This window comes from Pseudomonas sp. B14(2017), assembly GCF_002113255.1.
GTDB classification, from domain to species: domain Bacteria; phylum Pseudomonadota; class Gammaproteobacteria; order Pseudomonadales; family Pseudomonadaceae; genus Aquipseudomonas; species Aquipseudomonas putida_Z.
In genome coordinates, this window is the sequence record NZ_NEJY01000019.1 from 26,832 (window position 1) to 39,120 (window position 12,289).

Annotated in this window: 10 protein-coding genes; 9 read left to right on the forward strand and 1 reads right to left on the reverse strand. The window is 65.3% G+C overall.

The annotated features are described in order from the left end of the window. The first annotated feature begins 278 nt into the window (after positions 1-278). The 5 genes from CAG34_RS29510 to accC all read left to right on the forward strand — a co-directional run bounded on the left by CAG34_RS29510 (position 279) and on the right by accC (position 5,620). Positions 279-1,058 (forward strand): methyl-accepting chemotaxis protein, encoded by a 780-nt coding sequence (locus CAG34_RS29510; RefSeq protein ID WP_371053098.1) that lies wholly within the window; start codon positions 279-281, stop codon positions 1,056-1,058. A gap of 219 nt (positions 1,059-1,277) precedes the next feature. Next, complete coding sequence (locus CAG34_RS19675; protein ID WP_085592047.1) at positions 1,278-3,050, forward strand: protein-disulfide reductase DsbD; 1,773 nt, start codon at positions 1,278-1,280, stop codon at positions 3,048-3,050. A gap of 179 nt (positions 3,051-3,229) precedes the next feature. Then, entirely contained in the window at positions 3,230-3,685 is a 456-nt protein-coding gene (aroQ, locus tag CAG34_RS19680; RefSeq protein WP_003255330.1) for a type II 3-dehydroquinate dehydratase, read from the forward strand. Between the two features lie 100 nt (positions 3,686-3,785). Continuing rightward, positions 3,786-4,247, forward strand: coding sequence for an acetyl-CoA carboxylase biotin carboxyl carrier protein (gene accB, locus CAG34_RS19685; protein ID WP_075044486.1), 462 nt, complete (start codon positions 3,786-3,788; stop codon positions 4,245-4,247). Between the two features lie 17 nt (positions 4,248-4,264). Beyond that, entirely contained in the window at positions 4,265-5,620 is a 1,356-nt protein-coding gene (gene accC, locus CAG34_RS19690) for an acetyl-CoA carboxylase biotin carboxylase subunit (protein WP_003257054.1), read from the forward strand. 316 nt (positions 5,621-5,936) lie between these two features. On the opposite strand, the gene CAG34_RS19695 is transcribed toward accC, so the two are convergent. Further along, positions 5,937-7,790 (reverse strand): sigma-54-dependent Fis family transcriptional regulator, encoded by a 1,854-nt coding sequence (locus CAG34_RS19695; protein ID WP_085591934.1) that lies wholly within the window; start codon positions 7,788-7,790, stop codon positions 5,937-5,939. Positions 7,791-8,074: 284 nt separating this feature from the next. On the opposite strand from CAG34_RS19695, the gene CAG34_RS19700 reads away from it, so the two are divergent. The 4 genes from CAG34_RS19700 to CAG34_RS19715 are packed head-to-tail and all read left to right on the forward strand — an operon-like array spanning position 8,075 to position 12,289. After that, positions 8,075-9,130 (forward strand): ATP-NAD kinase family protein, encoded by a 1,056-nt coding sequence (locus CAG34_RS19700; protein ID WP_085591936.1) that lies wholly within the window; start codon positions 8,075-8,077, stop codon positions 9,128-9,130. Positions 9,131-9,152: 22 nt separating this feature from the next. Further along, positions 9,153-10,130: a thiamine pyrophosphate-dependent dehydrogenase E1 component subunit alpha gene (locus CAG34_RS19705; RefSeq protein ID WP_085592049.1), complete on the forward strand. Its 978-nt coding sequence runs from the start codon at positions 9,153-9,155 to the stop codon at positions 10,128-10,130. Between the two features lie 33 nt (positions 10,131-10,163). Further along, complete coding sequence (locus CAG34_RS19710) at positions 10,164-11,186, forward strand: alpha-ketoacid dehydrogenase subunit beta (RefSeq protein WP_085591938.1); 1,023 nt, start codon at positions 10,164-10,166, stop codon at positions 11,184-11,186. Continuing rightward, complete coding sequence (locus CAG34_RS19715; protein ID WP_085591940.1) at positions 11,183-12,289, forward strand: acetoin dehydrogenase dihydrolipoyllysine-residue acetyltransferase subunit; 1,107 nt, start codon at positions 11,183-11,185, stop codon at positions 12,287-12,289. Before CAG34_RS19710 ends, CAG34_RS19715 begins: the two co-directional genes overlap by 4 nt.

The window sequence follows — 12,289 nt, forward strand, 5'->3', positions numbered from 1 at the left end:
TCATCCAGGGCCTGATGATCGGCCTGATCCTGCTTATCGCCCTGCTGATCGACACCTTGCAACGCCGCCTGGCGCGCACCCTGACCGGCCTGGCCCCGGCCCTGTCGCGCTGGGCCGAGGGTGACTTCGCCGAGGCCATCGCCCTGGGCAGGACCAACCGCGAACTGCGCGACATCCAGGAATCGCTCAACCGCCTGCGCCAGTACCTGGTGGAGCTGGTCGGCACCATCCGCCACAACGCCGAGCAGGTGGCTGGCAGCAGCCACGCCCTGGCCGGCATGAGCGCCGCCCTGCATGACGGCGCCGAACGCCAGGCCGGCGACACCGGGCAGATCCGCGATGCCTTGGGTGAGCTGGAAGCGACCATCCAGCAAGTAGCTGGCGACGCCAGTGCCGCAGCCGACGCCAGCCGCGATGCCGGGCGTGCAGTGGAGCAGGGCCAGGCGGTGATCGGCCAGAGCCTGTCGGGCTTGCGTGAGCTGGTCGACGAGGTGCAGGGCAACGCCCGCATGATCGAACAACTGGCGGAGGAGTCGGCCACCATCGGCGGCGTGCTGACGGTGATCCGCTCGATTGCCGAGCAGACCAACCTGCTGGCGCTGAATGCCGCGATCGAAGCGGCCCGCGCCGGTGAGATGGGCCGTGGTTTTGCCGTGGTGGCCGATGAGGTGCGTTCGCTGGCACAGCGCACCACCGGGGCGACCGGCGAGATTCAGGCACTGATCGACCGCTTGCAGCAGGCAGCCAGAAGTTCGGTGGCCGGGATGCGTGCGCAGCTTGAGCATGCCGAGGCCACGGCCAACCAGGCCCAGGCGGCGGATGGGGCGCTGGACGAGATTGTCTGTGCCATTCGCACCATTTCGGACACTGCGGTGCGGATTGCCGATGTCACGGCGCAGCAGAGTGGTGCCGTGAGCGAGATTCGCGACCACAGCGAGCGGATTCACGAGCTGGGTGAGGACAACCTGCAGCGCATTGGCGAGGGGCGCGAGCAAGGCGAGCAGTTGCTGAGCCTGGGCGGTGAACTGAACCGGGCGGTGCGGGCCTTCAGAGTCTAGGCTGGCCTGTGCCGGCCTCTTCGCGGGTAAACCCGCTCCCACAGGGATAGCGCATGTCTTGAGGTTTATGCGGTCGAGGTGGGAGCGGGCATGCCCGCGAAGAGGCCGGCACAGGCAGCACATGAGCCAGCGGCCATGTGTCGCCCCCGCCACCCGCATGGCCCCAACCTGCACCAACTCCGCTATCATGCCCAGCACGTTCCACCTCGCGAGTCCGCCATGCGCCGCCTGTTTTTCCTGCTGTTCCTGCTGCTGGCCAGCCCTGCCTTCGCCACAGGCCTGCTCGACAACCGCCCCAGCGCCACCCTCGGCGCAGCTTCGCTGGCCAACAACGCCGACTTCCTGCCGGTACACGAGGCCTTCAAGCTCAGCCTGGTCCAGGCCGATGCGCAAACCATCAAGCTGCGCTTCGTCGCTACCGACGGCTACTACCTCTATCGCCACCGTTTCCAGTTCCGCACCGAACCGGCCGACATTGCCCTGGGCACACCAAATATCCCCAAGGGCGAGGCCAAGCACGATGAGTTCTTCGGTGATGTCGAGGTATACCACGGCGTGCTCGATATCGAGCTGCCGCGCAACGACCCGCGTGCCTTCACCCTGCTGGTGGGCTACCAGGGGTGCGCCGACAAAGGCCTGTGCTACCCACCGGAAACCGCACGCCTGAGCATCGATGGCGAAGGCGGCGCAAGCACCCCGGCCAGCGGTGAACACGCCTGGACCTGGAAGTCGCTGCTGCTGTTCTTCCTCGCCGGGGTGGGCCTGACGTTCACCCCCTGCGTGCTGCCGATGCTGCCGATCCTCTCCGGCGTGGTGCTGCGTGGCCAGGCCGGCGGCCTGCGCGGGCTGGCGCTGTCGCTGGCCTACGTGCTGCCGATGGCAGCCAGCTTCGCGGTACTCGGCGCCCTGATGGGGTTGTTCGGCGCCGGCCTGAACCTGCAGGCGCGCCTGCAGTCGGCCTGGGTGCTGGTGCCCTTCGCGCTGTTCTTCGTGGTGTTCGCCCTGGCCATGTTCGGCCTGTTCGAACTGAAACTGCCGCAAGCCCTGAGCAACCGCCTGAACAATGTCGCCAGCCACACCCGGGGCGGCTCGCTGCTGGGCGCGGCAATACTGGGCGTACTTTCCAGCCTGCTGGTTTCGCCCTGTGTGTCGGCGCCGCTGGCCGGTGCGTTGCTGTACATCAGCGCCAGCGGCGATGCCCTGGGCGGCGCACTCAAGCTGTTCGCCCTGGGCCTGGGCATGGGCGCACCATTGCTGCTGGTGGCTACCGGTGGCGCGGCGTGGCTGCCGAAAAGCGGCCCTTGGCTGAACACGGTGAAGAACGCCATCGGCGTCCTGCTGCTGGGCTTGGCCATCGGCTTGCTCAGCCGTGTGCTGCCAGGCCCGCTGACCTTGCTGCTGGTCGGTTTCCTCGCCGCTGGCGTGGCGCTGTTCCTCGGTGCCCTCGAGTTTGTCGTCAAGACCGCGCGCCAGCGCCTGGCCCAACTGCTCGGCCTGGCCCTGCTGGTGTACGCCCTGGCCTGCTGGTACGGCGCCCTCAGCGGCCACGGCGACCCACTGCGCCCGCTGCCGCCGGCAACCCTTGTGGCCACCGGCAACGGGCCGGCGGTGCAGGCGGATAGCTGGCAGACCATCACTACCCCCGCCGCACTGGACGCAGCCCTGGCCCAGGCCAAGGCGGCCGGCCAGCCGGTACTGCTGGACTGGTACGCCGACTGGTGCATCAGCTGCAAGGTGATCGAGCGCGAGGTGCTCACCGCCCCGCAGGTGCAAGCGCAACTGGCTGGCTTCAAGCTGCTGCGTTTCGACATCACCGAAAGCAATGCCGAACAACGCAGCCTGCTCGACCGCTACCAGCTGTTCGGCCCTCCCGCCCTGTTGTTCTTTGCCGCGAACGGTAGCGAAATAACCGCTGATCGGGTCATTGGCGAGATAAATGCCGATGAATTCGCGCAAATTCTGACACGCGTGCGCGGCAAAGTCGGTCTATAACTTCCCGCGAGCTGTGAAAAATCCTGAAATCAGTGACCAAATTTAATTATTTGGTCACATACTTCGCGCGAACCTCGGACATCGTGCTGGCTATTGCCGGGAACTGGACACTTGCCGTCGCTTTACGGCACACTCGCCGCGCTGTGTCGAATTGCCCTACAAATCCAAGGAATCCGCAGATGGCAACGCTACTGGTGCTCCACGGCCCCAACCTCAACCTGCTCGGTACCCGCGAGCCTGGCCACTACGGCGCCGTGACCCTGGCCCAGATCAACCAGGACCTGGAGCAACGTGCCCGCGCCGCAGGCCACCATCTGCAGTACCTGCAGAGCAACGCCGAATACGAACTGATCGACCGCATTCACGCCGCACGCAACGAGGGTGTGGACTTCATCCTGATCAATCCGGCTGCTTTCACCCACACAAGCGTCGCATTACGTGACGCATTGCTTGCGGTGAGCATCCCATTCATCGAAGTGCACTTGTCCAACGTGCACAAACGCGAACCGTTCCGCCACCACTCCTACTTTTCCGATGTTGCCGTAGGGGTGATTTGCGGCCTGGGCGCCAGCGGTTATCGCCTGGCCCTGGAGTCCGCGCTGGAACAACTGGCTGCCAACGCACAGCCCAAATGATGAAAACCCTGGCCTCAGTGGGCCAGGGTTCGAGAGAAACGTTTCAGATACGTTTTTTTGTATTTCGCCCCCTGACCGAACCTTTGGGAGTTGATGATTAATGGATATCCGTAAAGTCAAGAAACTGATCGAGCTGCTGGAAGAGTCTGGCATCGACGAACTGGAGATCAAGGAAGGCGAAGAGTCGGTCCGTATCAGCCGTCACAGCAAGACCCCAGCTGCCCAGCAGTACTTCGCACCGGCTCCGGTAGCCGCTGCCCCTGTTGCTGCCCCGGTCGCCGCTGCCGCTCCGGCCGCTGAAGCCGCTGCCGCTGCCCCGGCCCTGAAAGGCACCGTGATCCGCTCGCCGATGGTAGGTACCTTCTACCGCAAGCCTTCGCCGACCTCGCCGAACTTCGCTGAAGTTGGCCAGAGCGTGAAGAAAGGCGACACCCTGTGCATCGTCGAAGCCATGAAGATGATGAACCACATCGAAGCCGATGTTGGCGGTGTCATCGACGCCATCCTGGTAGAAGACGGCCAGCCGGTTGAGTTCGACCAGCCGCTGTTCACCGTCGTTTGAATCGCGGAGAGCCAACGATGTCTGGGAAGCTCGAAAAAGTCCTGATCGCCAACCGCGGGGAAATTGCCCTGCGGATCCTGCGTGCCTGCAAAGAGCTGGGCATCAAGACCGTCGCCGTGCACTCCACTGCCGACCGTGAACTGATGCACCTGGGCCTGGCAGACGAGTCGGTCTGCATCGGCCCTGCATCGTCCAAGGATTCCTACCTGCATATCCCGGCGATCATCGCTGCCGCCGAAGTGACCGGCGCCACCGCGATCCACCCGGGCTATGGCTTCCTGGCGGAAAACGCCGACTTCGCCGAGCAGGTGGAAAAATCCGGTTTCGCCTTCATCGGCCCGAAAGCCGACACCATTCGCCTGATGGGCGACAAGGTTTCGGCCAAGGACGCGATGATCAAGTCGGGCGTACCGACCGTACCGGGCTCCGATGGCCCGCTGCCGGAAGATGAAGAAGTCGCCCTGGCGATTGCTCGTGACGTCGGCTACCCGGTGATCATCAAGGCCGCCGGTGGCGGTGGTGGTCGCGGCATGCGCGTGGTGCACAAGGAAGAGGACCTGATTTCCTCGGCCAAGCTCACCCGTACCGAAGCCGGTGCAGCCTTCGGCAACCCGATGGTCTACCTGGAGAAGTTCCTGACCAACCCACGTCACGTGGAAGTACAGGTACTGTCCGACGGCCAGGGCAACGCCATCCACCTGGGCGACCGTGACTGCTCGCTGCAGCGCCGTCACCAGAAGGTACTGGAAGAAGCGCCAGCCCCGGGCATCGACGAGAAAGCCCGTCAGGAAGTGTTCAAGCGCTGCGTCGATGCGTGCATCGAGATCGGCTACCGTGGTGCGGGTACTTTCGAGTTCCTGTACGAGAACGGCCGCTTCTACTTCATCGAGATGAACACCCGCGTGCAGGTTGAGCACCCGGTGTCGGAGATGGTGACCGGTATCGACATCGTCAAGGAGATGCTGAGCATCGCCGCTGGCAACAAGCTGTCGTTCCGCCAGGAAGACGTGGTCATCCGTGGCCATGCGCTGGAATGCCGTATCAACGCCGAAGACCCGAAGAAGTTCATCCCGAGCCCAGGCAAGGTGAAGCACTTCCACGCCCCGGGCGGCAACGGCGTGCGTGTGGATTCGCACCTGTACAGCGGTTACTCGGTTCCGCCGAACTACGACTCGCTGATCGGCAAGCTGATCACCTACGGCAAGGACCGCGACGAAGCCATGGCGCGCATGCGCAATGCCCTGGACGAGATCGTCGTCGACGGCATCAAGACCAACATCCCGCTGCACCGCGACCTGGTGCGTGATGAAGGTTTCTGCAAAGGCGGCGTCAACATTCACTACCTCGAGCACAAACTGGCTAGCCAGGAGTGATCGCGTAGTGTGATGTACCGAAACCCCGGACTTGTGCCGGGGTTTTTTATTGCCTGTCAGGGCCTCATCGCCGGCAAGCCAGCTCCCACAGGGATTGCACACGGCTTGAGGTCTATGCGGTCGAGGTGGGAGCCAGGAGTGATCGCGTAGTGTGATGTACTGAAAACCCCGGACTTGTTCCGGGGTTTTTTATTGCCTGTCAGGGCCTCATCGCCGGCAAGCCAGCTCCCACAGGGATTGCACACGGCTTGAGGTCTATGCGGTCGAGGTGGGAGCTGGCTTGCCGGCGATTGGGCTGCAAAGCAGCCCCCGGGCCCTACCCCTTCATCCGCGGCATCTCGATGTGGTGCTCATGCACCCGCCGGTACAAGGTCGCCCGCGATATCCCCAAAGCCCGCGCCGCATCGGCCGGCTTCCAGCGATGGCGGATCAGCGCATCCAGCAGCAACTGCCGGGCCGGACAAGACATGCTGCTTTCCGCCGAAGCGACCACCTCGCCACGTACTTCCTGCGGCAGGTCCTGCACCTGTACCCGCCCGCCCTCGCTCACCGCACAGGCATAGCGCAACACCTGCCGCAGCTGGCGCAAGTTCCCCGGCCAGCGGTAAACCAGCAGCGCCTGCAGCGCATCATCCGCCAACACCACCTCGACCCCGCAGGCCTCGGCTTCCTCGGCCAGCAACTGGTGAATCAACCCCAAGCGGTCCTCACGCTCGCGCAGCGGCGGCAACTCGAAGCGGGCATTGGCCAGGCGGAAGTACAGGTCCTCACGAAAACGCCCATCCTCCACCATCGCCGCCAAATCACGGTGGGTCGCGCAAATCACCTGGATATCCACCCGCTCCCGCCGCGCCGCGCCCAGCGGCGCCACTTCACCCTCGGCCAGCACGCGCAGCAACCGGGTTTGCAGGTTCAGCGGCATGTCGCCTATTTCGTCGAGGAACAACGTGCCGCCATCGGCCTGCTGCAACAGCCCCTGCATGCCTTTGCTGGAAGCCCCGGTGAAGGCCCCGGCCACATAGCCGAACAGCTCGCTCTCGATCAGGCTTTCCGGAATGGCCGCGCAGTTCAGGGTGACGAACGGGCCATCGCGACGCAGGCTTTGCTGATGCAGCTGGCGGGCGAATACCTCTTTGCCGGCCCCCGTCTCGCCTTGCACAAGCACCGCCAGGTTGCAGTCCTTGACCCGCGTGGCCAGGCGCAGATGCTGCTCGATGCGGGCGTCCTGGGCCTGGCGCAACGGCTGCGCACGCTGGCGCTGGCGGGGTGCGCTGACCCGGCCGTACAGCCCACCCAGGCCCGGCAGGCGCTGTGCAGACGATGCGTTCACGCGGCGCAGCTGGTCCATGTCGAACAGCTCGCCAATGTGCTCGGGCAAACGCCCCAGGTGCTCCACCAGCCGCTGGCGCGCCAGGCTGTTGATCGCCTGCAGGCGGCCATCGCCATCCCAGGCCAGCAGGTAGTCGGGCTGGCTTTCCACATAGCCCGGCGTGCCATGGGCACGCATCACCCAATGGCCTTGGGCACTGTGCATGAAGAAGGCATTTTCGATCTCGCGGGCAGTCTGCTCGACCAGTTGGCGGATCAGGTGCTGGCTGCGGCGATCATCCGGCGACTGCAAGGCCGAGACATCCACCACGCCCAGCAACTCGCCCAACGGGTCGAACACCGGTGCCGCCGTACAGGTCAGGCCAATGAACGCAGCGCGGAAGTGGTCGCGCTTGTGTACCGTGACCGGCGCCTTGCTGGTCAACACCGCCGCCACGCCGCAGGTGCCCTCCTCGCCCTCCGACCAGCAGGTGCCCAGGTACAGCCCGGCCTTGCGGCAGTCGTTGCGGATGGCCGACTCGACCCGGTAATCGATGGTGCGCCCCAAGGCATCGGTGAGCAGCACGCAGTAGTCGGCATCGCGCACCCGTTCATGCAGGCGGGCCACGGCATCGCTGGCGATACGCAGGAACAGTTCGGCGCGCTCACGGCACTCGTTGAGCAGGCTTTGGGACAAGATGCGCGGCCCCTGCTGGGACCCGGGGTCGAGGCGGTACAGCTCCATGGAACGGCGCCATGAATCGAGAATCAGCGGTGGCACCGGCGCCTGCGGCAGGCGGTCGGCATTCTTCAGCACCCTGCTGACGCAGTCGACATGGGCTCGGGAGTTCGCGGCAAGCATTCAGGCCCTCCGGTTCTCGTTGCTGTTTTTATCGTTGTCCGGCCATTAAGCGCTTCCGGGCATGCCCCGACAAGCACTGCGTGATTACCGGCCGGCTTGAGACGCAGCGTCTCAGCGTCTCGGCAACGTCGGCCCCGCACTGGCACCGGGCGTCTCGCCAGCCAAACCATCAGCCCCTGCCGAAGCGCAAGCAAACCGCTCTATTGCAGCCACTTCAGCCAATCTAAAAAAAGCTGGCACCGCGCTTGCTCCTGCCCTGGCAAACAAAAAATACGAGGTGCGCCATGCCGCTACCCGCCCCGACCATCGGGATCATTGCCAACCCTGCCTCTGGCCGCGACCTGCGCCGCCTGACCGCCAACGCCGGGCTCTATTCGAGCACCGACAAGGCTTCGGCGATCCAGCGCCTGCTGGCCGCCTTCGGTGCCACCGGCATCGGTCAGGTGCTGCTGCCCAGTGACATGACCGGCATTGCCGCCGCCGTGCTCAAGGCCAGCCAGGGCCCGGTCGCCCGTGACCAGCACTGGCCTGCCATCAAAATACTCGACCTGCCACTGACCCAGACCGTTGCCGATACCCGCCTGGCCACCCGCCGCATGGTCGAACGCGGTGTGGCGATGATCGCCGTGCTTGGCGGCGACGGCACCCACAAGGCAGTCGCTGCCGAGGCCGGTGACGTACCGCTGCTGACCTTGTCCACCGGCACCAACAATGCCTTCCCCGAACTGCGCGAGGCCACCAGCGCCGGCCTGGCCGGTGGCCTGCTTGCCAGCGGCCGGGTACCGGCCAGCATCGGCCTGCGCCGCAACAAGCGCCTGCTGGTTAAGGTGCCCGAACAACAGCTTGCCGAATGGGCCCTGGTGGAGGTGGCGGTGTCGCCCCAGCGTTTCATCGGCGCTCGGGCACTGAGCCGCAGCGAGGACCTTTGTGAAGTCTTCGCCTGTTTCGCTGAACCCCATGCCATTGGCCTCTCGGCCCTGTGCGGCCTGTGGTGCCCAGTCTCGCGCCAGGACCCGCACGGCGCCTGGGTACGCCTGAACCCCGGCGCCGAGCAGGCGCTGCTGGCGCCGCTGGCACCCGGCCTGCTGCAAGGCTGCGGCATCACCGCCAGCGGCCCGCTGACGCCCGGCGTAGCCCATCGCCTGAGCCTGGCCAGCGGCACCCTGGCATTGGACGGCGAGCGCGAAATCGAATTCGCCGAGCACGACACCCCCACCATCACCCTCGATCACCAAGGCCCGTTGAGCGTGGATGTCGAGGCCGTGCTGGCGCATGCCGCCCGCCATCACCTGCTGGCCGTACCGCGCGGCCACCGGTTGCACCCTGCAAACCCGTGTTGAGACAACCCTGGAGAACTACAAGATGTCCAATCAACTCAGTACCGAACAATTGCTGCATGCCTATGAAGTGATGCGCACCATCCGCGCCTTCGAAGAACGCCTGCACGTGGAGTTCGCCACCGGCGAGATCCCCGGCTTCGTCCACCTGTATGCCGGCGAAGAGGCTTCCGCGGCCGGGGTGATGGCCCACCTGCGCGACAGCGACTGCATCGCCTCGACCCACCGTGGCCATGGCCACTGCATCGCCAAGGGCGTGGATGTGTACGGCATGATGGCCGAAATCTACGGCAAGAAGACCGGCGTGTGCGGTGGCAAGGGCGGTTCGATGCATATCGCCGACCTGGAAAAAGGCATGCTCGGCGCCAACGGCATCGTCGGTGCCGGTGCACCGCTGGTGGCCGGGGCCGGGCTGGCGGCCAAGATCAAGGGCAGCGACGATGTATCGGTGGCCTTCTTCGGCGATGGCGCTTCCAACGAAGGCGCCGTGTTCGAAGCCATGAACATGGCCTCGATCATGAACCTGCCGTGCATCTTCGTGGCCGAGAACAACGGCTACGCCGAAGCCACCGCCTCGACCTGGTCGGTTGCCTGCGACCATATCGCCGACCGCGCCGCCGGGTTCGGCATGCCCGGTGTCACCATCGACGGTTTCGATTTCTTTGCCGTGTACGAAGCCGCCGGTGCTGCCATCGAACGTGCACGCTCCGGGCAAGGCCCGTCGCTGATCGAGGTCAAGCTCAGCCGCTACTACGGCCATTTCGAAGGCGATGCACAAACCTACCGCGCCCCGGACGAAGTGAAGAACCTGCGCGAATCCCGCGACTGCCTCATGCAGTTCCGCAACAAGACCACCCGCGCCGGCCTGCTCACGGCTGCGCAACTGGACGCCATCGACGCCCGCGTCGAAGACCTGATCGAAGACGCCGTGCGCCGCGCCAAGTCCGATCCCAAGCCACAGCCCGCCGACCTGCTCACCGACGTCTACGTCGCCTACCCCTGAGCCGCGGATTACAAGAACAACAGGAGAATCACCATGGCAAGAAAGATCAGCTACCAGCAGGCCATCAACGAAGCCCTGGCCCAGGAAATGCGCCGCGACAACACGGTGTTCATCATTGGCGAAGACGTTGCCGGCGGCGCCGGTGCCCCCGGCGAGGATGATGCCTGGGGTGGCGTGCTGGGCGTGACCAAGGGCCTTTACCATCAGTTCCCGGGGCGCGTGCTCGACGCGCCGCTGTCGGAAATCGGCTACGTCGGCGCCGCCGTTGGTGCTGCCACCCAGGGCCTGCGCCCGGTGTGCGAGCTGATGTTCGTCGACTTCGCCGGCTGCTGCCTGGACCAGATCCTCAACCAGGCCGCCAAGTTCCGCTACATGTTCGGCGGCAAGGCGGTCACCCCGCTGGTGATGCGCACCATGTACGGCGCCGGCCTGCGCGCGGCGGCCCAGCACTCGCAGATGCTCACCTCGCTGTGGACGCACATTCCCGGCCTGAAGGTGGTCTGCCCGTCCTCGCCGTACGATGCCAAGGGCCTGTTGATTCAGGCGATCCGCGACAACGACCCGGTGATCTTCTGCGAGCACAAGCTGCTGTACAGCATGCAAGGCGAGGTACCGGAAGAGGTCTACACCGTGCCGTTCGGCGAAGCCAACTTCCTGCGCGATGGTGACGACGTGACCCTGGTCACCTATGGCCGCATGGTGCATGTGGCGCTGGAAGCAGCCAACAACCTGGCCCGCCAGGGTATCGACTGCGAGCTGCTGGACCTGCGCACCACCAGCCCGCTGGATGAGGACAGCATCCTGGAAAGCGTGGAAAAGACCGGCCGCCTGGTGGTGATCGACGAAGCCAACCCGCGTTGCTCCATGGCCACCGACATCAGCGCGCTGGTGGCACAGAAGGCCTTCGGCGCGCTCAAGGGCCCGATCGAAATGGTCACCGCCCCGCATACTCCCGTGCCGTTCTCCGATGCCCTGGAAGACCTGTACATCCCTGACGCGGCGAAGATCGAGGCTGCGGTACGCAAAGTGATCGAAGCCGCAAGGAGTGCCGCATGAGCCAGATCCATACCCTGACCATGCCCAAGTGGGGCCTGTCGATGACCGAGGGCCGGGTGGATACCTGGCTGAAACAGGAAGGTGACGAAATCAACAAGGGCGACGAGGTGCTGGACGTCGAGACCGACAAGATCAGCAGCAGCGTCGAAGCCCCGTTCAGCGGAGTGTTGCGCCGCCAGGTGGCCAAACCGGATGAAACCCTGCCGGTCGGTGCCCTGCTGGCGGTGGTGGTGGAAGGCGAAGCCGAAGAGGCTGAAATCGATGCCGTGGTGCAGCGCTTCCAGGCCGAATTCGTCGCCGAGGGTGGCGCCGACCAGGCCCAGGGGCCGGCCCCGCAGAAGGCGCAAGTGGGGGGCCGCCTGCTGCGCTGGTTCGAGCTGGGCGAAGGCGGCACGCCACTGGTGTTGGTGCACGGTTTTGGCGGCGACCTCAACAACTGGCTGTTCAACCACCCGGCGCTGGCTGCCGAGCGACGGGTGATCGCCCTCGACCTGCCGGGCCATGGCGAGTCGGCCAAGGCCCTGCAACGGGGCGACCTGGATGAGTTGAGCGAAACCGTGCTGGCCCTGCTCGACCACCTGGACATCGCCAAGGCCCACCTGGCCGGCCACTCCATGGGTGGCGCGGTCAGCCTGAACGTGGCGCGCCTGGCGCCGCAGCGGGTGGCCAGCCTGAGCCTGGTGGCCAGTGCCGGGCTGGGCGAGGCGATCAACGGGCAGTACCTGCAAGGCTTCGTCGCTGCCGCCAACCGCAATGCCCTCAAGCCGCAGATGGTGCAGCTGTTTGCCGACCCGGCACTGGTCACCCGGCAGATGCTGGAGGACATGCTCAAGTTCAAGCGCCTGGAAGGGGTGGACGACGCGTTGCGCCTGTTGGCATCGGCCATCGCCGACGGCGACCGGCAGCGCCACGACCTGCGCGGGGTGCTGGGGCAGCACCCGGCACAGGTGGTGTGGGGCGGCAAGGACGCGATCATCCCGGCCAGCCATGCCGAAGGGCTGGAGGCTGAAGTGCTGGTGCTGCCCGAGGCTGGGCACATGGTGCAGATGGAGGCGGCCGAACAGGTCAACCAGCAACTGCTCGCGTTCCTGCGCAAGCACTAA

Excerpts from the sequence above, each read along its gene's own strand:
- CAG34_RS29510 (WP_371053098.1), top strand. The coding sequence starts at position 279 with ATGAGCGCCGCCCTGCATGACGGCGCCGAACGCCAGGCCGGCGACACC.
- CAG34_RS19675 (WP_085592047.1), top strand. The coding sequence starts at position 1,278 with ATGCGCCGCCTGTTTTTCCTGCTGTTCCTGCTGCTGGCCAGCCCTGCC.
- aroQ (WP_003255330.1), top strand. The coding sequence starts at position 3,230 with ATGGCAACGCTACTGGTGCTCCACGGCCCCAACCTCAACCTGCTCGGT.
- accB (WP_075044486.1), top strand. The coding sequence starts at position 3,786 with ATGGATATCCGTAAAGTCAAGAAACTGATCGAGCTGCTGGAAGAGTCT.
- accC (WP_003257054.1), top strand. The coding sequence starts at position 4,265 with ATGTCTGGGAAGCTCGAAAAAGTCCTGATCGCCAACCGCGGGGAAATT.
- CAG34_RS19695 (WP_085591934.1), bottom strand. The coding sequence starts at position 7,790 with ATGCTTGCCGCGAACTCCCGAGCCCATGTCGACTGCGTCAGCAGGGTG.
- CAG34_RS19700 (WP_085591936.1), top strand. The coding sequence starts at position 8,075 with ATGCCGCTACCCGCCCCGACCATCGGGATCATTGCCAACCCTGCCTCT.
- CAG34_RS19705 (WP_085592049.1), top strand. The coding sequence starts at position 9,153 with ATGTCCAATCAACTCAGTACCGAACAATTGCTGCATGCCTATGAAGTG.
- CAG34_RS19710 (WP_085591938.1), top strand. The coding sequence starts at position 10,164 with ATGGCAAGAAAGATCAGCTACCAGCAGGCCATCAACGAAGCCCTGGCC.
- CAG34_RS19715 (WP_085591940.1), top strand. The coding sequence starts at position 11,183 with ATGAGCCAGATCCATACCCTGACCATGCCCAAGTGGGGCCTGTCGATG.